24 protein-coding genes are annotated in these 24,848 nt (G+C 32.0%); 14 read left to right on the forward strand and 10 right to left on the reverse strand.

Annotation, left to right across the window (positions count from 1 at the left end):
• Positions 1-22: 22 nt before the first annotated feature.
• The gene (locus tag STK_RS12355) at positions 23-880 is read right to left on the reverse strand and encodes a dihydrodipicolinate synthase family protein (RefSeq protein ID WP_010980319.1); all 858 of its coding nucleotides are present in this window, start codon (positions 878-880) and stop codon (positions 23-25) included.
• A gap of 44 nt (positions 881-924) precedes the next feature.
• Here STK_RS12355 and STK_RS12360 point away from each other — a divergent pair, with 44 nt between their 5' ends.
• Together STK_RS12360 and STK_RS12365 are read left to right on the forward strand one after the other, a co-directional pair.
• The gene (locus STK_RS12360) at positions 925-1,320 is read left to right on the forward strand and encodes a metal-dependent transcriptional regulator (protein WP_052846750.1); all 396 of its coding nucleotides are present in this window, start codon (positions 925-927) and stop codon (positions 1,318-1,320) included.
• 55 nt (positions 1,321-1,375) lie between these two features.
• Positions 1,376-2,221, forward strand: coding sequence for a sulfite exporter TauE/SafE family protein (locus STK_RS12365; RefSeq protein ID WP_010980321.1), 846 nt, complete (start codon positions 1,376-1,378; stop codon positions 2,219-2,221).
• On the opposite strand, the gene STK_RS12370 is transcribed toward STK_RS12365, so the two are convergent.
• Entirely contained in the window at positions 2,210-2,506 is a 297-nt protein-coding gene (locus STK_RS12370; protein WP_052846751.1) for a hypothetical protein, read from the reverse strand. The genes STK_RS12365 and STK_RS12370 overlap by 12 nt on opposite strands.
• A gap of 155 nt (positions 2,507-2,661) precedes the next feature.
• Between STK_RS12370 and udg the strand changes: the two genes are divergently transcribed.
• From udg to STK_RS12390, 4 genes are all read left to right on the forward strand, one after another.
• Positions 2,662-3,324 (forward strand): type-4 uracil-DNA glycosylase, encoded by a 663-nt coding sequence (udg, locus tag STK_RS12375; RefSeq protein WP_010980322.1) that lies wholly within the window; start codon positions 2,662-2,664, stop codon positions 3,322-3,324.
• A complete protein-coding gene (locus tag STK_RS12380; protein ID WP_052847027.1) occupies positions 3,275-4,054 on the forward strand; it encodes an SDR family oxidoreductase in 780 nt (259 codons plus the stop codon). Before udg ends, STK_RS12380 begins: the two co-directional genes overlap by 50 nt.
• Positions 4,055-4,165: 111 nt before the next feature.
• Positions 4,166-5,650 (forward strand): ATP-dependent nuclease, encoded by a 1,485-nt coding sequence (locus STK_RS12385; protein WP_010980324.1) that lies wholly within the window; start codon positions 4,166-4,168, stop codon positions 5,648-5,650.
• Between the two features lie 7 nt (positions 5,651-5,657).
• Entirely contained in the window at positions 5,658-5,942 is a 285-nt protein-coding gene (locus STK_RS12390; RefSeq protein ID WP_010980325.1) for a TIGR00304 family membrane protein, read from the forward strand.
• Here STK_RS12390 and STK_RS12395 read toward each other — a convergent pair.
• Entirely contained in the window at positions 5,926-7,194 is a 1,269-nt protein-coding gene (locus STK_RS12395; protein WP_010980326.1) for a Glu/Leu/Phe/Val family dehydrogenase, read from the reverse strand. The two genes, STK_RS12390 and STK_RS12395, sit on opposite strands and share 17 nt — an antisense overlap.
• 77 nt (positions 7,195-7,271) lie before the next feature.
• Entirely contained in the window at positions 7,272-8,582 is a 1,311-nt protein-coding gene (locus STK_RS12400) for a hypothetical protein (RefSeq protein ID WP_010980327.1), read from the reverse strand.
• A 54-nt stretch (positions 8,583-8,636) separates the two neighbouring features.
• Between STK_RS12400 and STK_RS12405 the strand changes: the two genes are divergently transcribed.
• Positions 8,637-9,077 carry an NUDIX hydrolase gene (locus STK_RS12405; RefSeq protein WP_010980328.1) on the forward strand — a complete coding sequence of 147 codons (441 nt, stop codon included), beginning with the start codon at positions 8,637-8,639 and terminating at the stop codon, positions 9,075-9,077.
• Here STK_RS12405 and cysS read toward each other — a convergent pair.
• From cysS to STK_RS12420, 3 genes are read right to left on the reverse strand one after another with little or no spacing between them, the layout of a single operon-like run.
• Positions 9,058-10,464 (reverse strand): cysteine--tRNA ligase, encoded by a 1,407-nt coding sequence (gene cysS / locus STK_RS12410; RefSeq protein WP_052847028.1) that lies wholly within the window; start codon positions 10,462-10,464, stop codon positions 9,058-9,060. The genes STK_RS12405 and cysS overlap by 20 nt on opposite strands.
• Positions 10,445-11,380, reverse strand: a complete 936-nt coding sequence (locus STK_RS12415; RefSeq protein WP_010980330.1) for a bifunctional phosphoglucose/phosphomannose isomerase — start codon at positions 11,378-11,380, stop codon at positions 10,445-10,447. Before STK_RS12415 ends, cysS begins: the two co-directional genes overlap by 20 nt.
• Positions 11,373-11,813, reverse strand: a complete 441-nt coding sequence (locus STK_RS12420) for a hypothetical protein (protein WP_010980331.1) — start codon at positions 11,811-11,813, stop codon at positions 11,373-11,375. Before STK_RS12420 ends, STK_RS12415 begins: the two co-directional genes overlap by 8 nt.
• Positions 11,814-11,863: 50 nt before the next feature.
• Between STK_RS12420 and STK_RS12425 the strand changes: the two genes are divergently transcribed.
• The 6 genes from STK_RS12425 to STK_RS12450 all read left to right on the forward strand — a co-directional run bounded on the left by STK_RS12425 (position 11,864) and on the right by STK_RS12450 (position 18,572).
• Positions 11,864-13,186, forward strand: a complete 1,323-nt coding sequence (locus STK_RS12425) for an FAD-dependent oxidoreductase (RefSeq protein WP_010980332.1) — start codon at positions 11,864-11,866, stop codon at positions 13,184-13,186.
• A gap of 66 nt (positions 13,187-13,252) precedes the next feature.
• Positions 13,253-14,353: a DNA double-strand break repair nuclease NurA gene (locus STK_RS12430; RefSeq protein WP_010980333.1), complete on the forward strand. Its 1,101-nt coding sequence runs from the start codon at positions 13,253-13,255 to the stop codon at positions 14,351-14,353.
• Entirely contained in the window at positions 14,346-16,163 is a 1,818-nt protein-coding gene (locus STK_RS12435) for an ATP-binding protein (RefSeq protein ID WP_420825181.1), read from the forward strand. Before STK_RS12430 ends, STK_RS12435 begins: the two co-directional genes overlap by 8 nt.
• Position 16,164: 1 nt before the next feature.
• Positions 16,165-16,557, forward strand: a complete 393-nt coding sequence (locus STK_RS12440) for a hypothetical protein (RefSeq protein WP_010980335.1) — start codon at positions 16,165-16,167, stop codon at positions 16,555-16,557.
• Positions 16,535-17,473, forward strand: coding sequence for an acyl-CoA thioesterase (locus STK_RS12445; protein WP_052846752.1), 939 nt, complete (start codon positions 16,535-16,537; stop codon positions 17,471-17,473). The genes STK_RS12440 and STK_RS12445 overlap by 23 nt, the downstream gene beginning before the upstream one ends.
• Positions 17,474-17,582: 109 nt before the next feature.
• Positions 17,583-18,572, forward strand: coding sequence for an alcohol dehydrogenase catalytic domain-containing protein (locus STK_RS12450; RefSeq protein ID WP_052846753.1), 990 nt, complete (start codon positions 17,583-17,585; stop codon positions 18,570-18,572).
• Between the two features lie 26 nt (positions 18,573-18,598).
• On the opposite strand, the gene STK_RS12455 is transcribed toward STK_RS12450, so the two are convergent.
• On the reverse strand, positions 18,599-20,944 hold the full coding sequence (locus STK_RS12455) for a hypothetical protein (RefSeq protein WP_010980338.1): 2,346 nt from the start codon (positions 20,942-20,944) through the stop codon (positions 18,599-18,601).
• Positions 20,945-21,303: 359 nt separating this feature from the next.
• Positions 21,304-22,410, reverse strand: a complete 1,107-nt coding sequence (locus STK_RS12460) for an MFS transporter (protein ID WP_010980339.1) — start codon at positions 22,408-22,410, stop codon at positions 21,304-21,306.
• Positions 22,411-22,506: 96 nt separating this feature from the next.
• Here STK_RS12460 and STK_RS12465 point away from each other — a divergent pair, with 96 nt between their 5' ends.
• On the forward strand, positions 22,507-23,736 hold the full coding sequence (locus tag STK_RS12465) for an anion transporter (protein ID WP_010980340.1): 1,230 nt from the start codon (positions 22,507-22,509) through the stop codon (positions 23,734-23,736).
• Here STK_RS12465 and STK_RS12470 read toward each other — a convergent pair.
• Positions 23,711-24,847: an acyl-CoA dehydrogenase family protein gene (locus STK_RS12470; protein ID WP_052846754.1), complete on the reverse strand. Its 1,137-nt coding sequence runs from the start codon at positions 24,845-24,847 to the stop codon at positions 23,711-23,713. The genes STK_RS12465 and STK_RS12470 overlap by 26 nt on opposite strands.
• Position 24,848: the final 1 nt, after the last annotated feature.

Here is a 24,848-nt window from a genome sequence, read left to right on the forward strand (position 1 = left end):
TCTATCATTACATCGACCCTCATCATAATCCTAATTCTTTTAGTATACCGTATATTAAAGAATTTCCATCAACGCTTTCTTGCAAAGGACTTCTAACTTTGCCGACATATATACCTCTATATTTTAGTCCATTTTTTAGTGTTGAGGGATAGTCTCCAATCAATATAGCTTTATTAATTTTTTCAATCATTTTTTGTATTTTTAAGGCTTCCGTTAAATTTCCGTTCTTAAGAAGCTCGTATTCTTTAACGACTAACTCTGGTGCTATATTAGCTACTGCTGACACTAAACCGTCTCCACCAGCTAAATAGGATTCTAAAAATAATTCATCATTTCCGATAAGCAAGCTAAATTCTTTGTTTATCTCTTTTAAAGAAATAAGATTCTTAAAACTTACTAAATCGTTTGTAGTATATTTCATCCCTTGTATTATTCCTTCTTCTACTAATTTTTCTATTATATTTTCAGCTATCTGATAAGAATTTTGAGGATAATAATACATGTTTAATGGAATTCCTAGCCTAGATAGATCCTCGAAATACTTTACTATTCCTTTTTCTGATGGCTTATGATATAATGGTGGTAAGCTTGCTAGTTCTTCAAAGCCTAAATCTACTACTATCTTAGCTAATTTTAGTGCGTTATAAGTTGAGTTTTCAGTCACGTTAACTATTCCGTTCTTTGTTATATCTGCTAACTTCTTTAGAAATGTTGTTTTTTCCTCAAATGATAACATGTTAAACTCTCCTGTACTACCTAGAACAAAGAAATGTTCTATTCCATTTCGTTTCAAGAATTGTATATATGTTTCTAGTGAATCTAGATCTAGCTCTTCATTCTCTTTAAAAGGTGTGACTATGGCTGGAATAACTCCTTTCATTTGGTCACCTAGTTTTATATAGTTTTGTGGGAAATATTCTTATTGTGAAACTGTCAAGACGTGAGCTCTCATATTTATTATCAGTAAAGAAATATAATGACGAAGGGAAACCAGCAAAATTATCGTGGATTTCAAAAGATCTAAATGTAAGTGTAGCTAGTGCTTATGAAGAGATTTCACATTTAGAGAGTAAAGGATTTTTAAAAAAATCTGATAAAGGTATATTCATAACTGATGAGGGGAAAAAAGCAATAGATTCCCTTCTGAGAGCTCATAGAGTTATCGAGACATTCTTAGTTAAAATTGGTTTATCTCCAGATCAAGCATGTAATTATACTAAGCAGTTTGATTATTCTGTACCGGACGAAGTTATAGAAAGAATTTATGAGTATCTTGGAAAGCCAGAAAAATGTCCACACGGTGAAAATATTCCCTATTAACAAGTTAATTTTGATTAAACAAAACTTTTTAAACTAAAAATAAAAAATATAACTCATGCTTGAGTTAACGTTTTTGCAATACGTTTTGTCAATTATTGCAGGCTTTCTGGTTGGTTTCAGTCTAGGGCTAATAGGTGGAGGAGGGTCAATTTTAGCTATACCACTCTTATTATATTTCGTTGGTTTAGCTTACTTGCCTGGTGTTAATAAAAATTATATTGATCATTTAGTGATAGGCACTACTGCTCTAGCTGTCGGTTTAAATGCATACATAAATGCTTTCATCCATTGGAAAAAAGGAAATGTTAGAATCTTAGAAGGTATTTTTTTCACTTTGCCAGGAATTTTAGGAACTTACGTCGGTGCCAGAGTTGGGTTAATAGTTCATGGAGGACTTTTACTATTTTTGTTCGGAATTCTAATGATAGTAATAGCTGTTATGGTTTTTAGAGGAAAAGATAGGCCAGCTGTTTCTAAAACTTATCCTAATGGAGAACCTACTAAAGGGCTTTTACAAAGAGTAAAATTGCAGAGAATTATTCCTATAGGATTCTTAGTTGGTTTTGCGTCTGGCTTTTTCGGTATAGGTGGAGGATTTTTAATTGTCCCTGGTTTACTATTTAGTACTGGAATATGTATGATAAAAGCTGTAGGGACTTCTTTAATTTCAGTAGGAACTTTTGGCGTTACTGGTGCTTTAACTTATGCATTAGCTGGTGAAATTGATCCAATAATTAGTATCTTATATTTACTTGGCGGTATTGCAGGTGGCTATGTTGGTGCTAAGATTGCATCTAGCATGCCGAGAGGAATGCTGAGAAAAGTTTTTGCAATAATAATAATAGCTGTAGCCATCTATATAATGTATCAGAATTACTATGCGATTGCGTCAATAATTTAGCATTTCCTTATATAGTTGATTTATTTTTTCTTCGATTTTTTTCTCTATTAATTGTAGTTTTTCCTTTGTTTTTATATAATCTTCGTTTTTCACATACTTTTTAGCCTCTTCTATATCATATCTCAGCTCTTCATCTTTGAAATTCCATAAACCAGACAATTCTTTATCTATCCAAGAGAAAATACTTCTTTCTTTTCTCTCGTTAATGTGTAATAGCACTTTTTCTATTGAAGTTTTTATTAAAATTAAATCTTGTAGCTGAAAATATTTTTTGTTTACAGACATTAAAGTTAATACTTACTTCAAGGATTAAAATATTAAATACCCCCACTCTCCTCCGGGATCTGAGCTTGTGTTTATGCGATGAGGATCCTCAGCCGAGTGGGGGACAAATGATGATGCCGACATAGACTGAAGAATGAGGAGGGGTCGATTTACTGATGGATAGTTTAGAAAAAATAAAAGAGGAAGTTATTTCTTGTAAGAAGTGCAAATTATGGCAATTTAGAACCAACGCAGTACCTGGTGAGGGATATCCAAAAGCCGAAATAATGTTTGTTGGAGAAGCACCGGGGGAGAATGAAGATAAAGAAGGAAGACCATTTGTTGGTGCAGCTGGTAAATTACTTACTCAGATGATTAAGGAAATTTTAGGATTAGAAAGAGATCAAGTATTTATTACTAATGTAGTGAAATGTAGACCACCAAATAATAGAGATCCAGAGGAAGATGAGATCACGGCTTGTTCTCCTTATCTAGATAGGCAGATTGACATTATCATGCCAAAAATCATAGTAACTTTAGGGAGACATTCTACAAAATATATTTTTAGTAAAATGGGCGAAAATTTTTCGTCTATAACAAAAGTTAGAGGTAAAAGCTATGTATGGAAATATAAGGAAAAAGAGATTATAGTTTTTCCAACTTATCATCCTGCTGCGGCACTTTATAATCCTAATCTTAGGAAAATTCTTGAGGAAGATTTTAAGAAGATAAGAGAGTTAGCGATAACCCCAAAAAGGTATACAATTGATTATTTTCTTGGTGGTAAGAATAGATCTTGGGATAAAAGGGAAAAAAGTGATAGTAACAGCGGCAAGTAAAGGTATAGGTTTTGCAACAGCGAAAAGGTTTTTAGAGGAAGGTGCAAAAGTTATTATATCTTCTCATGACGAAAATAATCTAAGGAAAGCTTATGAAAGACTAAAGAATCTCGGTGAAGTAAATTATATCATAGCAGATTTAACAAAACCATCTGATGTAGAGAACCTAATAAAGTCTGGTTATAGTACTTTAGGCGGGCTAGATGTATTAGTGTATGTTACTGGAAGTCCGAAGCCAGGAAATTTGTTTGAGTTAACAAATGAAGATTGGATTAATGCTTTTTATCTTCTTTTAATGAGTGCTGTTATTGCAGTAAGGGAAGCTGGGAAATTAATGAAAAGTGGTGGTCGGATTATTCTATCTACATCAATGACATTAAAAGAACCTTTGCCTAATTTGGACTTGTCTAACGTAGTAAGGTTATCTTTAGCTGGATTAATTAAAGTTGCAGCTAGAGAATTAGGAGAAAAAGGAATATTAGTTAACGGTGTAATGCCAGGCTGGACATTAACTGATAGGGTAGATCAACTAGTTAAGGATAGAGCAAAAAGGGAAGGTAGAAGTGAAGAGGAAATAATAAGGGATATCACGAGGGATGTCCCATTAAAGAGAATTGGAAAACCTGAAGAGGTAGCCAATGTTATCCTATTCTTAGCTTCTGAGCTTTCAACATATGTAAACGGTGTATTAATTCCAGTAGATGGAGGACTTATTAAGGCAACCCTTTAAAACTATTAGCACTAATAATACTTCCTTTTTTTCTCTCATTATAGAACGACATAAAATAGTTGGTTAACGATTATATTATAGGAAGGAGAAATATGCGTAGAGTGAGGAAAAGTGAAGATTATCAACTTCTACGTTGACAACTTTAGAAGTTTATCAAATATAAGGCTTGAAGATTTAGGTGGGTTAAACGTCATAGTTGGCTACAATGGTTATGGTAAGACTAATTTGCTCACAGCGATATATCTCTTCATAAAGAATCTTAATGCTGGAATAGAGAAGAGAAGTATTGAAGATAGGGATCAAGAATATATGTTACTATGGAGAGATTATGATATCACGAAACCTATAAGTATTGGTGGTGTAATAGAATTCTCAGAAGAAGAAGTTCAGAAGTCTATTGGCAAATCTCAGAAACTTAGGGTTGAGGTTGTTAATAAGCTAAGATATAATAATAGATTTATTGAGTGGAGTTTAGAATCTTTTTCTGTAAATAATTCTCCTCCTACAAGAGATCAATTTGAAGAGGTAAAGTCATTATTTTCTTTAGCTTCTCAATCAGTAGAATATGTTCCAATATTCGATCAGACATATTTTGATGCAATATTAAAGAAAATGATAGAAATGAATAGAAGCCCAATAAACATGAGAAGAAAATGGTATGATTTTGTAAATTTAATAGGAGAAGTAATACCTGAAATTAAAGGAATAGAGTTCTGGGATTCCGGCAAACTAGTTTTAAATATTCAAAACTTACCTATTTACATAGATTTAGCAGCTAGTGGTTTTCAAAGAGTTATTCTAATGTTATTTATTTTATGGCTTAGTGGTAGAAAGATCTTATTACTTGAGGAGCCAGAAGTAAATATGTATCCAACATTACAATCTAGAATAATGAAGCTTATAAAAGACTGGACAAATAACAATGTTTTTCAGGTTTTCATAACTACTCATTCTCCCTACATAATTTCGTCTACTGTAGATAATTATATTATTATGAAGAAGAAGAATGGAGTTTCTTCGGCAATCAAAGTCACATTAGATGAGCAACTAAGAACTATAACTGGAATTTTGAGAGTTAATTTAGGAGATGTTCTCTTTAATAGGCTTATTGTTTTAACTAGTGAATTAGCTGAGCCATCAGTTATTTTAAATTGGCTTAGAAGAATAGGGATTTCTAATGACGAGTTAGGAATAGGAATATATAAGGTGAACAATGAGTTAGAACTGCAATTATGGTTAAAAATGCGTGAAATGTTAGGGTTAGATGTGATTTTCCTAGGCTTGTGTGATAAGATTGATATTAATTTAAAGGACTATTGTGTACCATTAGGGAGAGAAATAGAGAATTATTATACGAAAGGAAGATTGATCGATGTTATTAGAAAGTTCGGTGTTTATCCGGATGAAAAAGAGTTAAGAGACTTAACTAAAGAGGAAACCTATCGTTGGTTAGTTAATGTGTTTAAGAAGAGAGGAATTGATTATGATAAGATTAGAAATAGTATAGGTGAGCTAGTAACTATGTATGATGGTGTTGAGATGCCTAAAGAAATGGAAATACTTGCAAATAAAATTAAATCTTTAGAATCTATATAATAAAACTATGAGTGAGTTATTGTTTGCTATTGGTTTAACTGCAATATTTTTAGGTCTAATATTAGTAATAGTAGGTCTCTTCTTAGAATTTACGAAGAGTGAAAAAAGAAGAGCAGAAGAGGAAGAAAATAGGCAAGGAGAACAAAGAAGCGAATATGGGGGAGTTATATTTATAGGACCTATTCCTATAGTTTTTGGAAGCAATAAAAAAATAGCAAAAACTATGTTAATTTTAGGTATAATAATATTTATTATCTTTTTAATACTTACTATTGTTATAACATACCTCTAGCTTTCATAGCATTTACTACTCTTTCGATTGAAATTGCCATTGCTGCTGTCCTTAGGTCTTGATCACCTAATTTGTTATACTTTTGATATACTCCTTCAAATGCGTTTTCCATCCTTTGTATAATTAATTTTCTGGCTTCTTCTTCGCTCATTATTTCTCCCATTTTATTATTAGCCCATTCTACGTAACTTCCAACAACACCTCCAGCATTAGCTAAAATATCTGGAACTACTGGTATTCCTCTTTCTTTCATTATAGCATCTGCATCTGCAGTAAGAGGTCCATTAGCCCCCTCTACAATTAATTTAGCCTTTACTTTTGGTGCATTAAACTTGTTTATTACATTTTCTAAGGCTGCTGGGATAAGAATGTCACATTCGGATATTAGTAACTCGTCATTTGTGACTTTCTTACCAGATGGATAATTAATTACTGAACCAGTTGATTCTTTTATTTCTATTATTTTTTGAACATCAATACCATTAGGATCTATCACACCACCTTTAGAATCACTTACCCCAATTATTTTTGCACCCATTTCTTGCAAGAATTTGGCTGTATAAGTACCCACATTTCCAAATCCTTGGATTATTACTGTAGCACCTTCAATTCCACCTAAGAATTTTTTAGCTGAAGCTTTAGCTATTGTAGCTACACCAAGTCCAGTACTGTATATTCGTGCAGGTAGTCCTCCTAGTTCTATAGGTTTACCAGTGAATACTGCAAAATCTGCTTTTCCAGTTATTTTTATGTACTCATCTAAATACCACGCCATAATCTGTGGATTAGTATTTACATCTGGTGCTGGTATATCTATATCACTTCCAATATATTTATATAGTGCATCTACATATCTACGGGATAATGCTTCTAACTCTTCTTTCGTTAGCTTTGAGGGATCGACTCTTATACCTCCTTTTCCACCACCATAAGGTAATTGAAGTAATGAGTTTTTCCATGTCATCATCATTGACAACGCTATAACTTCGTCTTGTGTGACATCCGGATGGTATCTTACTCCACCTTTGTAAGGTCCTAATGCACTGTTGTGTTGAGATCTCCATCCTACAAATGTTTTTACTTTACCATCAGCTCCTTTTATTTCAATTTTTACCTGTATTACCCTTTCCGGAGTTGATAAAACTTGTAAAACATCTTCTGTTAGACCTAGGATTCCACCTACATGGTATAACTTTTTAACTTGTTGATCATAAAGATTTGAGGTAAGGGTTTCTTGGACGGCTGAATTCATGATCTCGTTCTCTATATTCTCAATTTAAAAATTTTAACTTATCTATATACTTTACTTTAGTTGTTTTAACTTACAATTTATCTCTGTCTAAAAAGAATAATTATTGCAGAGACTATTACAGTAAACACTATCGCAATTACTAATCCTTCATTAAAGTTTACTAAAGAATAGGGTAAAGTCTTATATGTTGTAAAAGTAACATTTATATAATTCTGGTCTAAACTTACAAATTGATTTCCTAGATAATCTAATTTTATTGTATAGTTGTGAAGTAAATTGCTATAGATGAGTTCTTCTAATAATATATGTGATTGTTGTGAGAAGTATAAATATACAGTAGTATTAGTACTCACATTTCTATAAAGCATTGTATTTACTATGCTCCCATTAACAAGCTTCATGGGAGTAATATTTACATAGCTAAATAATCTTCCATTCCAAGTAATTGTAGTATCGTTAGAGGGCATAAATGTTAGAACTAAGTCATTAATTGGTTTAAAGTATAGTTCAAAATTTACATTTAATCCATAAAAGGTCTCTGGTTCAACGAGTTTTCCTTCATGTGGATAAAGTAAATATACTATTTGCCCTACATAATTACCAGCTATTAAAGGATAATATGCTTCAACATAGTTGCTGGCTTGTAATGTCTTTGATGCGGAACTGTACAAGTATTCTATGTAAAGATAAGGTTGTGATAAGTATGAATTCGTATTAGAGTTTAACGTAATGTTAAATTCATTATAATAATTTAACAAACTCATAATTAACGTAGAGCCGTTATATGTTGTAGAATAATTGGCTAAGTATCCATTATAAAGTATCTCATATTCTTGGAAATACGAGGAGTTGTATACTATAAAGTAATCATACGCCGTAATATTTTTCCCATTTATAGTGTAGTTCTGCATTTTTACAAAAAACATTACATATGTAGAGCCGGTAACTAGAGCGTATGTGTTGTTTAGCAATAGAAATGGTAATATGTAAGGATATTTTACGTTCATTATATCTGTAAATAAATTAATAGAATGATTACCTTGCTGTATAAAAGTAAAGTTCTTTGTAAAGTTCCCAGAAATAGTAACATTAATTGTTGTTCCAGTGATATTGGTTACAGTATAGTTTACTATATAAGAGGAGATTACTTTTTGTACAGTTGTTGGCTTTACTGTTGTTGTAGTAGTAGTTTTATTAACTATACTTGACTGTGTCTCGTTAACTGTAACACTCTTTTCTAGCACTATTTTATATTCTAGATTTTTATAAATAGTTATGTTATTAATTACTTGGACATGATCATAGTTATTATATATTGTTGGCAGTGAATTAGCTATTATTAGGGGCAAGGGTAATATTAACAATAGGAGTAAAATACTTTTAATCATCTCATTTCTACGTAAACTAACTATATATTAACTTTTTTCCCATGTAAACTTTATATGGAATATCCTTTAGTAGCAGTAGGAGGAGTTATTTTCAATAAACAGAGAAAAGTTTTACTTGTAAAAAGAAAAAATCCACCGAATAAAGGTAGTTGGGCTATACCCGGAGGAAAGGTAAAATATGGTGAAACATTAGAAGAAGCTGTTAAGAGAGAGATTAAAGAAGAAACAAATTTAGATGTTAGAGTGAAGGAGTTATTAGCTATAGTCGAAATAATTAAGGAAGGTTTTCACTATGTTATTCTAGATTTCGTGTGTGAAAATATTGAGGGAAAACTTATGGCAAGTAGTGATGCTGAAGATGCGAGATTTTTCTCTCTAGACGAATTAACAAATATATCGGTTAGTCCTACTACCATAGAGATGCTAAAAAGATATTTTGACGGTGAAAAAACACCAATCATAATAACGGAAAGATCTACTCAAATCTCCAAGTAGATTTGTCTTTACTATCTAATACCTTTACTCCAGCATTAGCTAAAATAGCTCTTATTTGATCACTTAAATCGTACATTTTTTTCATTCTGAGCTGATTTCTTATTTCCACTACTGCATCTATCACTTTACCTAACATCTCATATGTAGGATAAAATTCTTCATCCATTACACCGAACACGTAGTTGAATTGTCTAAGCGCATCAAATGCTAACATTGCTGACATAAAGTCTCTACTATACTGTATTTTTCCGAAAACTAAGCTAACAATTTCATGAATATATGATAATGCTTTTGCTGTGTCAAAATCTTCACTCATGGCAGCATGAAAACTCTTAATTAACTCTACAATGTTCCTTTGTACTTGTATATCCTCGTCTTTTGAATAATATTTAGGACCTTCTTTAATGACATCTCTAATTATACTAATTGCATCTTTTAGTCTTGTTAAGGCATTTTTAGCTTGCTCTAACGAGTCTTCATTAAAGTCTAGACTACTTCTATAATGTGATGAAAGATACCAATATCGTAACACTGAAGGTCCCCATTTCTTTAGTGCCTCGTTAAGGGGAATTATGTTTCCAAGAGATTTGCTCATCTTTTCTTTCCTTATAGTAAGGTAAGATACATGAACCCAATATTTTACCCACTGTTTTCCAAGTAGTGCCTCACTTTGTGCTCTTTCATTTTCATGATGAGGAAAAATAAGATCTATTCCTCCGCCGTGAATATCAAATTCTTCACCTAAATATCTCATTGACATTGTTGAACATTCTATATGCCAACCTGGTCTTCCTTTGCCCCATGGAGATTCCCAATAGGGTTCTCCCGGTTTCCAAGCTTTCCATAATGCAAAATCATAAGGATTTTTCTTTTCTTTAACAAATTCCTCTCCTTGATTCCATTCTTCTTTTTTAGTCCCAGAAAGTAATCCATAAGAAGGAAATGAATCAACATCAAAATATACGCTACCACTCTTTGCTACATACGCATGTCCTTTATCTATCAATTTTTGTATGAAATTAATAATTTCCTTAATGTGATAGGTTACTCTAGGGTGTTGGTCTATTTCGATCTTTAATTGAGTTAATGCATTAAGGTAGTCTTTTGTGTAAAAATCTACAATTTCTGTCCAATCTTTACCTGTTTCTTGTGCTTTCTTTATTATCTTATCATCTATATCTGTAATATTTTGAACTCTAATAACGTTATATCCTCTTAATCTTAGATATCTAACCATTGCGTCAAAGGATACAAATGTTCTACCGTGTCCTATATGAAGGTAATCATATACTGTTGGACCACATACATACATTTTGACAGTTTGCGGTTCTACGGTCTCTAATGGTTGAATTTTTCTTCCTAATGTATTATAAATTCTGATCTGCATTAATATCACCCTCAAACAACTTAAAGGTTTTTTCCCTTATTTTTGGTATTATATTAAGTTGTTCAGGTTTAACTCCTAATAACATTGCTAGCTTAACTGATGTAAGTCCGGCTAATAGTGTTAAACTAGCAATGTTCTTTAAAATTGATTGATATAAGGGATATATCTTATATGCGTTAATTAAATTTGCAGACTCTTCATCAAGTTTGTCTGAAACTATAACAATCGGATAAAAAGTATAGGGAGAAGGATATGAATACAATTCTATTTCATTATGATTTGCTTCTGGTAACTCATTATAAAATGCAGGATATTTCGCATTTTCATTAATTTCTTGTTTAAATCTTTCGGCTATTGGAAGAAAAGTTGATGAATAAATTATCGGTATTTTACCAATAATTTGGGAAGCTAAAATCCCAGAAATTTCATTTAACTTAGAATAATCTTTAATTCCCTCTACTAATTCGTTTACATTATAATTCGTCCCTAAACCTTCGTTAATTATTCTAATAAGATAAGTAAAAATATAGGGGAATACAAATCTGGTTTGTAAACCTTTAGGAAGTTTTATTACCGGTAAATTGTGTTTGCTTGCTATTTCTTCAATTTTTCCGCCAGATGTTATTACTATAGCTTTTCTAGTTTTTTTTAGAGAAGTTAATAATGCAAATATTGTTTCTGTAGTATTTCCAGAATAGCTAACTGCAATAACTGTACTCTTTTCATTTACCTTTACCTTATAACCTCTAAATAATTGGTATTTAACTGGCAGTTCTAATATTTCTAGTATCCTTCCAGGTATTCCGCTTCCTCCTATTCCTAAATAAACGAGTTCCTCAATCTTTTCTATACTAGGTATATTTGTGTTTAAGGCCTCTTGAAAAAAATTAATCCAATTCTCATATGGATTATTCACTTTTAATCACCATAGATATATTAATCGATGGTGGATTAGAAGAAATTGACGCAGTTATACTCTCTATCCCAATTTTCTTTAAATTAGGTCTTAATTGTAACAAAGAAGAGGAAACATAAAGAGATATTATAGATAAATATTCCTCAAAAAGACTAGATATTCTACTGTTAACTAGAGTAGAATAATTTGTGGGTTGTAATAAGAATAATAAGGAAACATTTATTCTCTCTACAAGAATTAAAAAGTTCGAAATAGCTTCATTCCAATTTTGTAACTTTATGGAATTTTCAAGTTTATCAAATATTTCTAACTGTTTTTTACTTTCTGCCTTTAAAAATTTTAATATTTCAGCCTCATTAAAACTTAAGCCAGCTTCACTTATAGTTTCAAGTTTTTTTATTAAATCCTCAAATAGATTTCTTGTTGTCTCCATAAAAGAATCTTATTAATACTATATAAAAAGGTCTTCTCTTAATTTAATGTATGGAAACTTTAGTAGCAGTAGGTGGCGGAGCTGCTGGAATGAGTGCTTCTTCAAGAGCTAGGAGATTAAAGCCAGACATGGAAATTGTTGTATTTGAATCAACAAAAATGGTTAGTCATGCACCTTGTGGAATTCCTTATTTCGTTGAAGGATTATTTAATGACGAGAATCTTTTTATGACTTATACTCCACAATTTTTTGAAGAAAAGAGAAAAATTCATGTAAAAACTAATACGAAAGTAACAGAAATTGATTTTGATTCCCGGATAGTATATGGGGAATCTAGAGAAGGAAAAATCAAAGCTGAATATGATTATTTAGTTATTAGTACGGGAGCTATACCTAGAAAAATTCCAGTTGAAGACGGAAATGATAGGATTTTTTATGCACATCATCCGGCTAATGCAGTAGAATTAAGAGAGAGACTTTGGTCTTTAAATACTATCGCAATAGTAGGAGGTGGAATATTAGGTATAGAAATGGCGGAGGCACTAACTCATATAGGCAAAAAGGTAATTTTGATTCACAGGAGTAAGTATTTGCTAAATAAGACTATAGACACTGAACTGGGAAATATAATAACTCAAAGAGTTTCTAAAGATGCAGAAGTTAGACTCAATGAGAGCGTTGAGACTATAAAGGAAGGAGGTAGGTTAATAGTCACAGATAAGGGAAAGTACCAAGTAGATGGCACTATAATAGCAATAGGAGTTGCACCAAATGTTGAACTTGTAAAAGATAAAATAAAATTAGGAGAGACTGGAGCTATAAAGGTTGATGATCACATGAGGACTAACTATAGGGAAGTTTATTCAGCTGGTGATAACACTGAATCAGTAAATATAATAACTAAAAAACCCGCATGGGTTCCTTTTGCACCAGTAGCTAATAAGATGGGTTATGTGGCTGGAAGTAATATAGGCGGTCATGAAATGAGATTCCCAGGAGTTGTGAACACCCAAATTACTAAGTACAAAGAATTTTATATAGGACGAGTGGGTTTACAAGAAGATGAGGCAAGGCTTCACGGATTTAAACCTATATCAGCAACTATAAGTGGGAAGACTAGAGCAAGATATTATCCTGACGCTAAAGATATTCATGTAAAAATTATAGCAGATGAAAACACTAAGAGAATTTTAGGTGCTCAAATCGTTGGTGGTGAAGAAGTATTAGGACGAATAGATATGATGGCTGCAGCGATAATGAAAGGCTTTACCATAGAAGATACATTCTTCATTGAGATGGGTTACTTACCAGCAATTAGTAGAGTTTGGGATCCAGTAATTGTAGCAATTAGACAACTTATGAAAGATGAATAAGAAGAGGTAATACCCATTGGTATTACGCCATATTTAAATATTTCTCTCGATATTTTTATATGAAAGATGACTGAAAATAAGGGATTATTTGTATTACTTGATGAGATTATTCAAAAATATGTTAAAGATTATTTTACTGTTATAGTTAAAAATGATGAAAACCAAGAGAAAGACAAAGCTATCTTAGGTGTAAAAGAAAAAGAAATTGTTACGGAAATCGATGTAATAAGAAGGGAAAATGAGGTTATTTATGCAGTTGATGGAAGTAGTCGAAGTCTAATATCAGCTGGCGGAATAATTTCTATAAATACTCTGGCAATATCTTCATCAACCTATCCCATAATAGGAGTTTATCCTTCCCTTTTCGGATTGCCTTCTTTACCTATAAAAAAGCCCTTTATAGGACTAGCTTCTTCTAACCCTATAAAGGGTAAAATAGAGCCATTCTTGTATTCTTCTAATTCTTTTTTTACTTCAGTTTCTCTCACCGGTGAACCATTTTTATCTATTCAGGAACCAGAAAGAATAGAAACAGAACTGAGAAGTATTCTTGAGACAGAAGGACTTAAAATTACTAAGGATAAAGGATTAACAGTAATAGATGGTCCTTTATTTCCTTCACATATTTACTTGCCAGAAAAAGTAAGAGAGTATATAGTCAAGGAGAGAATAAAAGTTTTAGATGAAAAATATGTGGGAATAGTAAAAAGGCTTGACAAATCTAATCTCTTAGTTAATACTCTAAAAGATAGTGAGGAGTTTATATCCAGATATAAAATAAACCCTAGGAGTTTTTTATCTGATGAAGCTTTTCTATTTCAGTTGGTTAGGTTCAATTATAATCCTCCTTATCCAATTATATCAGTAGGTCCACTTATAAGGGAAATTGATAAAATAAGATACTATGTAAATTATTTAGTTATCCCATATCATAAATATTTACCTAAATTTTCTATATTAAGAATAGAGTCGTTAAATAAAAACGCACCAGCTATTGTTGCCTCTTTACCATTTTCCAATGATGGAATTCCTAAAATACTATCTATAGCAGATAAAACTGCTAAAGAGCTTTCTAGTGGTATAATAAAATATATTCTATATTCTATTGATAGAATAGGGCTCCAAGAAAGTTTTAAGAATAAGTTTGAGGTGTACGATCTTGTCTGAGGACTTTATATCTTCTGTAAAAGATAGGATGGAAAAAGCTAAAGCTTTAGCTATAACGCTAGGAACTATCATAGGTAGAGTAGCAAAATACATTCCAAATAGAATTGATGAGGAAAATAATATTGTAAATGTAATCCTAGATGCTCAGACATACTATAAGTATCCGTTTCTAGGAAGAATAGGAATTCTTTTAGGAGCTATTGACATTAAAACCCTTTATTTTATTCTTTTGAGAGTAGTTGGTTATGAGCGAAGTGACGTATCATCATTATTATTTTCAGATTCGCCCTTACTCTCAGTAAATGAGACAAATGATGAAGAACCAGGTTCATTAGTATCGAATGTTGTAATTAAGTGTGAAATGCTGACTAAAATAAACGTTCTTGAATCTACAGAACCAGAAGCAGCAGATATAATAATTGAACCACAATCGCCTGTGATTTTACCTAACCCAGATATAATAGAAAGAGCTTTAGATACTAATAGGGGTCTTCTTAGGCTAGGCTTTCTTGATTCTCCAGAAAATAAAATCAAAGTTAGTATTAGCCTGGATGATCTCAATTACCATATGTTGATTTTAGGTACCACTGGTGCTGGAAAAACATCCTTTGTAAAGGATCTAATAGCTGGAATATATAAAGTCGCGGAGGACACAAAAGTTTTTGTATTTGATGCAACTGGTGATTATTATCATATCTTTTTACCTCCAGATAAGAGTAATAAGTTAGTAAATGAAAGTCTTTCTATGTTTGAGAATCTGTATTCTAAAATTAATGGTATAAAATTGGGGATCATATATCCTGTTTCTAAGAAATGGTTAAAGAAATATACAGATGGAAAAAAGGATTTATTATCTATAACTTCTTCATACTATAAGCTGTATGTAGAGCCAATTATAAATTATCTTAAAAGGAAAGGCTTTAACTTTTATACATCCGTTAATCCTGGAAGTATTGTTATTAGTAATAGTGAATGGAAAGCAGAAACTTATATCTTCCCTTTTTATTTTAGATTTAACGATGTAAAGAAATTGATACATAGATTAAATCCATATTTTTCTGAGCAAGCAACTCAATTTCTCAAGATATTGATAAAGAAAAAAGGGAGTGAATTCAACTCTCTAGATGATTTAATAGAAGCTATGAACACTGATGATATAGAGAAGCTTAGTATACATAAAAGTACAAAGGAAAACATTATACGAGGTTTATATTTATTAAAAGAAACTGGATTATTTGATGTAGGCGTGAAAAAAGAGCCCCTGAAGAAAATATTATATGATTCTAATAAGCTATTGGTTCTAGATTTATATAATAGTGAGTTAGATGATTTTTCCCAGAAAATAATATCATATTATTTTCTAGATAAGATATTTGAACTAAGAGAGCTTGACATGAAGAAGGGCAATCTTAAGGATAGACTAGTTCTTATTATTGATGAGGCTCATAAATTTTTCCCATCAGGTAAGGGTAGTGAAGAGGATGCAAACTATGTTAAAAGAGTAGCGGGAAAAATATCAACAATGATGAGACTTGGAAGAAGGAGAAGAGTGGGTTTTATTTTCTCTACACATAATCCCAATGATCTTTCTGATATAATTGTACAGTTAGCAAATACTAAGGTAATTTTTAGAATTAAGCCTGAGGTAGCTGAAAATTTAGGATTATCAAGAAGTGATGCGAAAATTTTAAGCTGGGAAAAAAATGGTGTTGCATATTTATTATCTCCATGGTTAAGAGAGGGAAAAATTAAAATAAGAGTTCCAGTACCACCTCCATTAGGGCATTACGATTTATCTAAGGCTGGTTGAGATGAGTGAATTAGAAGTTTCGTTAAGAAAAATGAAAAGTAAAGGAGATAAAGAAAGTGTTTTACAGTTCTTAAGGGAGATAATGAAATTAATTCCTCCTTCAGATGATTTTGGTATCTCCCTATCAAAAAAAGGAGTTCATGAATATGTTCTAGATAGGAATGGGGTTGTAGTTATTTCATTGTCAGAAGATGAATTTTTACCTTTTTTCTCAGCTAATCATAAAAGAATAGAGCTAGATAAAATACCCGATGATGTATTGAGAGATATAAAAGTTAACTGGAAAAATATACTAGATCAATTGAGAGATTACGCATTAGAGTACTCTAAATTAGATAAAAAATATTTAAAAGTAGCTGACGAAATAAATGGTGTCTTATTTGAGAATCTCTAATACGAGAGTAATAACAAAAAGACTCATTCATTATGAAAATACTAATTTCTTAGGCAGATTACACGGTGGAGATATGTTAAATTTTCTTGTAGATACTGGAATGATTTCAGCAATGAAAGTGGCTAGAGGTTTAGCTGTAATAGCTTCAATTGACGATGTTATATTTAAAAAACCCATAATGTTAGGTGATATAATAGATATAGAGGCTGAAGTGGATTACGTAGGCAATACTTCAATGGAAGTATCTATGAGGGCTATTAAGGGAGATGAAGTGTTAGTAGAAGCTTTTGCTACATATGTTAAAGTTGATGAATTTCTAAGACCAACTATTGTAGAGAATAAAGTTTATGCAGAAAGTAATGAAGAGTTAGAAAGGTATAATAAAGCGTTAAAAAGAAGGCAAGAAAGGGCAGAAAATATTAAGGATAGAATAAGAAAGAGATATGATACTTCAGATCCTACATATGGATTAAGATATAGAACTGAGTCAACGTATATTGTAACTCCAGATATGACTTATGACGGAAGAATAATTTCAGCTGGAAAATTGCTTAAATTAATGGACGACATTGGTGGTGCATTATGCCTTAATTACATCTCAGAAGAAGGTGCAGTAGTTACAGTCTCTATTAATAGTACTAGCTTTTATACTCCCATAAGGCTCTCAGATATCATTAAAATAAGAGCTGGAATTTCTTATGTAGGGAGTACTTCTTTTGAAGTGATACTAAATGTGATAAGATTAGATCCTAGAAATTTCGTAGAAGAACATGTAACTACAGCATATTTTAATTATGTAAGAATAGATAAATCTGGAAGGCCAACTAAAGTAAAAGAGTACACTCCGATAACAGAAAGAGAGAAGCAAGTATACCAAGAAGCAATAGAAAGGCGTAAAAAATTTCTTAAATCTTAATTTCTAATGGTATATCTACTTTCATTAAGATTGTTATTTATAAATCAAAGAAAATTAGCTTTACTTAAGTTAAGTTAGATTTATACTAATATATACATAAATGATTATGATGAAAGCCTTAATTTTTGAGAAATCGGGAATTGAAAACCTAAAAATATCTGATGTAAAAGAACCAACTTTAGGTCCGCATGATGTTCTCGTAAAAGTAAAAATGGCTGGTGTTAATCCTATTGATTATTTTGTAGTTAATTTTATACCAGTAACTCCTATGCCTCATATCCCTGGTGCAGAGATATACGGAGAAGTCGCTAAAGTAGGGGATCACGTAAAAAGTGTAAATATCGGCGATAAAGTTGTTGTCTATAATAGAGTATTTGATGGAAAGTGTGATATGTGCTTACAAGGTATGGAACAGTTATGTAGAAATGGTGGAATAATTAGTATAATAACTAATGGAGGTTTTTCTGAATATTTTTCTGTTTCAGAACATAATCTTGTAAAAGTTGAAGGGATTAATGATGAGATAGCTGCAAGTTTACCAGTAGCCGCATTAACCGCTTATCATGCATTAAGCACTGTGCAAGTATTTGGTAAAACTGTAGTGGTTTTTGGTGCTAGTGGAAATACAGGACAATTTGCAGTTCAGTTTGCTAAAATGATGGGAGGATATGTTATTGCAGTAAGTAACAAAAACTGGGTTAAGGAATTTGGTGCTGATGAAGTAGTTAGTTATGATAAAGTGGAGGAAAAAGTGAAAGAACTGACTAATGGAAGAATGGCAGATATAGTTATAAATTCGGTAGGCTCATCCGTTTGGGACAAAAGCCTATCAGTTCTAGGGTTAAATGGAAAGCTCTTGTTCTTTGGAGGTATAACGGGTAGTAATGTAAGTTTAGATTTAGGAGCAATTTATGGAAAACATGCTAGTCTAATAGGAACTACTGGAGGTAATAGAAAAGAGTTAGTAGAATTAGCCTCTATGGCTAAGAAATTGAAAGTAAAAGTATGGAAAGTAAGAAAACTGGAAGATGGAAAAGAAGCTTTACAAGATTTATTTAATAAAAATAGAGATGGAAGAATATTAATAAAAATTGAATAAAAATAAATTTTTTGTTTTTATTCTTATTATTCCCAATAACCAATAGTAGAAGAGGTAGTAGTTGATGATGAAGTTGTTGTTGATGTTGTTGTCGAAGTAGAAGTTATAGCAGGCATTGTTAGTATCCATGGTACTGGTCTAAAGAATGTTAAGTTCACTACTATTCCATTTCCGATTATTATTGGATCTTTAAATACATATCCACTTGATAACCAGGTCCACATAGTGGTTGATTGTGAATCTGATGTTATTACAACTGTTATCCACGGTTGTGTAGAGTATAATTTAGTAGTTACTTGCCCATTAATTGCATAAGCAAAACCTAATATTGGGGTTTGCCCATTTGGTGCATTGGGTAGATTGTTTAATTGATAATAGATAATTGAGAAGTCATATGTCTTTAGTGTTGCATTAGATGTTGTGTTTACTATATATGACCCAGGTTTAATTATAGTTATAATGTTTCCTGCGAATACTACTCCTCCTTCAGTTCCATTTATCTGATAAGTATATGCAACTACAGGATTCATACCGTATACTGGGCTTACTGATACACTTGCTGGCATGGGTGGTTGACCTACTGGTGTTTGCGAGGCTTCAAATATCCATATTACTGGTTTAAAGAATTGTATGTTTGCAATTACTCCGTCTCCATATATCCAGTGGTCAGCAAATTTGTAGCTTCCACCAATATACACTGTTCCATTAAATGTACCTCCAAACCATGTCCATGAGGTCCATGTATCAGTTGCTCCTAAGACTATAGTAATGGCAGGTGATGGAGACTTTGTGGCAGTAACTAACTCCCACGCTGGTGTAATTTGTCCATTAATTGCAAATGCAAAAGCGTATAATGGTGTGTAAGACGTGTTAGGCGGTGCATATACTCCTTCCATACTAAATGTTATTACAGAGAAATTGTACAATGATAATGTCTGATTCGTCATTGCATTGTAAGCATAAGTACCAGGCTGTATTGTAACAATTATATTACCATCAGCTATTACAGCACCTTTTGTTGCATTAACTGTTACAGTGCTTTCACTATTTACTATAAAGGTTGCTGGTCCTAATGGATAATAAATTGTATCTGAAGCTATTGGGACCATTTGTACATTCCATACTTGCTTAACTATTTGCCACATGCTACTAGTTGAGTTATATACGAAGTAAGTAGTTACTATTGCATGCATATCATAGATTGCTGGGAATCCAGGTTGACCTTGATTTACAAATCCAAATATAACCGTATCATTAACTGTTAATGTAGCATTAGCTCCAGATGGCGACAAATTAATTTGAACTGTAGGTGGTACCGCTGTTCCATTTGGTAATAGATTCTGTAAGTATTCTAGTACAAATATAAAGTAGCTATCCCATGTACTAAAGAAGTTTTCTATATTTGATAATCCTTGATATGTTCCAGCCTTTAATCCTGGTGGTAAAGTACCATTAATTATGAGCGTTGCTGAGGGTGAGAAGTATGTTGCTATAACGTTTGGTGGAAATTCTGCACCTAGAGCGTTTATCTCATATAAGTATTCTTCTAATACTTGGTTAGATTGCAACATATGTTGTGATGGGTAGCCTGCTATTACTGTTGATGGCGGGACTTCATTTCCTTTCCACATTAGGCTTGTAATATATGGAACTCCATGTATGTATTGTACTATTATTGTATTAGATGCATTGAACACTTGTAGATATACGGGATCATTAGTTGGCGCTACAAAATACTGTACTACATCAGTTATTTCGTATGTATTATTACCTAATGCTGTAACTGTAGGTAATGCAGTGGTATAGAAGTATACAGTTTCATATGTAGAGAAGAAGTCAGATAACCAAGTAGAGTTAAATGATGAAAGTGAATAGGTTCCAGGGAATGGTACACCCTGTATTGTTGCTGTAAAGTTTGGTGCTAAGAATGGAGTAACATCATTTGGATTCTCGATTGCGATACCATCATAAAACAGCATTACAACATCTAATGCTGCACCTTCTTTTCCAGAAGTTGTTTTAGCTGCTTGTAATTGAGCTTCTAACTCACTTATGTTGTGTTCAGCTTCCATATATAGAGTTTGGTACATGCTAAGCAAAGATTCGTTTCCTTTCAAGTATGTTAAAAGTGTATTATACATTGCTTCTAGTGCAGTATAGTTCTTAGATAATTGGGAATATTTTGATTGTAGTGACATGTATTGATTACTGAGGTTCATATAACTAGAGGAAAGTGAAGATAGCGAAGAATATGATGATTGAAGTGCTGAGTATTTCCCAGATATAGTTGAATATTCATAAAAACCTATTGCTGCAACTATAAGTAGTATTACAACTACTACAGCAAATATTATGTTTGAAATTCCCTTCATTTTAGGTCAAAATTACATCATATTTTACTATTTTTAAACTTTTACCCAAAATTACAGTGTATGCGATGTTAACGCCTAGTTGTGAATTTGATAAGTCATGGCATCTATATTAGAAAATACATGGATTAAATAAGATATCGAGTATTCTGAAGATTTAGGGATTTAATAAATAGTATAGTGCGATTGATATGCACTATCTTACTAGATAATTTATGTTAAACTATGGCTTTTTTACACAAAGTTATTAGAAGGAATATAAGTGGACATGATGCCGTCATTTATATACTTATATGGCGTTATCTCGTTTTTGTTAAAATATAAATAAAAATTTCCAAAAGTATTAAAAGCTAATAACTATTCTAGATTTTTATATTCAATCTCTTATTTAAGAAGTCTAGCCATAAGAAAAAGGATAAGGAGAAGCCAAAGAACGCCATGAAGTAAGCTTGTGAAATATTGTTATTTGAAACTAATGTAGTTAATGCACTACCTCCAGCTGAGGCGAAGCTTTCACCAGCGTTAAAAATGCCTAGAATTGCTCCTCTATTTTTCTGAAGATTTTTAAATATAAGTGAGAAGAAGGACGTGCTGTATAGAGGATATAGTGAGCCAAAGGTTATAAAAGGTATAAATATAGAATCTGAAATATTAATTTTTAAAAATGTTATTAGGCCCATAAATATCATTATAATACCTCTTAAACTCATAACTAGAAAACTGTAGTAGATTTCATTTCCTTTTATAATTTTTATTGACTTGTTATACATAAATTCATTAATTATATATAGAAATGTATAACTTAAGAAATAGATATATTTAGGGATTCTAAACAAGGTGAGTGTAGGTATATATGTTACATAAAATATCTCAGCAGACAAATTAAACATAGAGAATGAAATCAAAGCCTCATACAGATCTCTTATTGCTTTACTTTTCTCTTTCTTGTCCTCTCTAATTTCACCCTTGTATCTTGGTACAAATATAATGTTAAGTACTAATGCAACTAGAAATAAAATAACTGTTATTCTAAAATCATAAATTAATGCTCCTAGTAAACTTCCTATTATGTTTCCTGCTAAAGAGAGTTGTGAAAGCCTCACATTTCCTAATACAGTTTTTTCAGCTTCTAATTGTTCTAAAAGTAAGACAGAATATAATGGTCCATCAAGTGCGGAGAAAAAACCTAAAATTGTATACCCTATTACTCCTAAACTTGTTTTAAGTATTAAGTAAGATATAATTATTCCAACGCTAGGTAATAATATGAAGAAGGAATACCTTTCTTTGCTTTTATCTATTATAACTCCCCAAATATAAGATCCGATACCATTAGCTATGTTATTTAGTGTTATACTTAGCCCTAATAGTACCATAGAGTGTGTATTCTGATATAGAGAAATAGGATAAAGCAATGATAACATTGTTAAACCTGCTATAATAAATGTTTGTCCTACGAAATATCTCACAAAAATTTAGCTTGTAAATAAGGGTTATAAGGGAAATTGCTCTTTAGCGTTTAAATTTTCAGATACTCTTTTTAGTCCTTCACAATTACTTAACTTGTGTATCTAGTTGCCTTGATTATTGCAATTTTAGTTTATGGTATGATTGCTTTTAGAGGTTTAACAAGAATACCTCCTTGGACTTCTATGTTTTTTGGCGGAGTTCTGATGATAGTTTTCGGTATTATTAATGTTAATCAAGCTCTTGAATCGATTAATCTTGATGTAATTCTCTTTCTTATCACACTCTTTATTTTTTCATCATCACTTGAAGTATCTGGTTTTCTTAAATATTTAGCTTATTTGATTATAAACAAATATAAGGAAAGTAAGAAAATAATGTTTTATATTCTACTATATTCTGGACTTTTATCAAATTTAGTTACTAATGATGGTGTTTCGGCTAGTTGGACTCCAGTTATATTAGAGGTTTCAAGATATATGAACGTAGATGAAATGCCATACTTATATTCTCTAGCTTTCGGCGTAACAATAGGAAGTGTTATGATGCCTACTGGAAATCCGCAGAATCTTCTTATAGCTCTTGAAGGAAATTTGAAAGAACCTTTTGTCTCGTTCCTAGAATTTTTAGCTATTCCTACTATTCTTAACTTGTTCTTATCATACTATATTATGTTGCTTCTCTTTAAGAATAGATTAGAAAGTGTAAAAATAGATGATATTAAAATAGACATAAAATTGAATAAACGTCTTGCTTATTCTTCTCTATTTCTTCTTTTTATAACTGTGATATTATTCTTTATTTTGAGTTTTGTTAGAATTGACATCCTACTAGCATCTCTTACAACTTCATCAATTCTTCTTTTAATAAGTAGAGAGAGGAGAGAAATAATGAGCAGGGTTGACTGGTCAACAATATTATTTTTTACTGGTCTCTTTATTTTTACAGAAGGTCTTTATAAAGGTGGTATAATTCAACTATTATACCAAGTTTTACCTCCACCCACCAATGTTCTCCTAATTATGGTTTCTAGTATCTTATTAAGTCAAGTTTTAAGCAATGTACCACTAGTAGCAATATATATCCCAGAAATGATACACCTAGGGGCAACTTCTACTATTGATTGGATTGCATTAGCCGCGGGAAGTACAATAGCGGGTAACTTTACATTAATTGGTGCAGCAAGTAATATAATTATATCTGAAGCTTCAGAAAGCAGAGGAGGAAAAAGTTTTAGTTTCTTTGAATTCATGAAATATTCAATACCAGTTTTGGCAGTTAACTTCGCTATTCTCTACATCTTTATTTCTTTGGTTGGAATAATCTAGATACTGCTACCAATTGCATTTCATTAGTTCCTTCTGCTATTTCCATAATTTTTGCATCTCTATATAGTCTTTCAACTTTAGAACCTCTATTTAATCCATGTCCACCGAAAATATGCAATGCAAGTCTAGTTACTTCTGTTGCTGTTACTGCAGCATAATATTTAGCCATAGATGCTTCTGTAGTTGCTTCGTAATCATTATCAAATAATTGGGCTGCCCTCCATGTGAGTAATCTAGCCGCTTCAACTTTTATGTAAGCGTCAGCCAAGTTAAAGGAAATCCATTCTTGTTCTATTAATGCTTTACCAAATTGCTTTCTTGATTGTGCTCTCGAAATAGCTTCTTCAAGAGCACCTCTTGCAATTCCTACTGCAATTCCAGCATAACCGTTTCTACTAACCATTAAAGCTTTTAATGCTCCTCTATAAGCATCACCTTCTTTGCCTATTATACTATCCTTTGGGATTCTCACGTTGTTAAATTTAACATAAGATACTCCTGCACCTCTAATCCCCATAATATCAAGTTTATGTATTTCTATTCCTGGGAGTTTAGAATCTATAAGCAAGAGTGAAATACCTTGTCTATCCCCTGGATTTCCACTAGTTCTTGCTAAAACAACCATTTTCGTAGAGAAAGATGCCGCACTAGTGAAGATTTTCTCACCATTTAAAACTAATTCATTTCCATCTGGCTTTGCTGTTGTTTGTAAAGCTCCTAAATCAGAACCTGCTTGTGGCTCTGTTAATGCAACTGCATAAACTTCCTTTGCTTTTATTCCTTTCTCTATCCATTCTTGTGCTGAATCTCCACCTACGGAGACTAATAGCTGTAATGCGTTTTGTTGTGTATGCAAGGAATGTGAGGCTCCTCCACTTTCAGCTCCTAATTCTTCTGTTGCTATTGCAAAAGCCATTTCGCCTAATCCTAATCCTCCGTATTTTGTTGGTTGTTTCATTCCTAGTAATCCCATTTCTCCTAGATCTTTTACTATCTTATCGCCTCCATCATTTGTTTCATCCATTTGTTTTGCGTATTCTCTTACAGTTTTCTGAGCATATTCTCTAATTTTTGCTCTATATTCTTCTAATTCCTTACTTAGTGAGAACATC

The sequence above is a fragment of the Sulfurisphaera tokodaii str. 7 genome (genome assembly GCF_000011205.1).
Lineage (GTDB): Archaea > Thermoproteota > Thermoprotei_A > Sulfolobales > Sulfolobaceae > Sulfurisphaera > Sulfurisphaera tokodaii.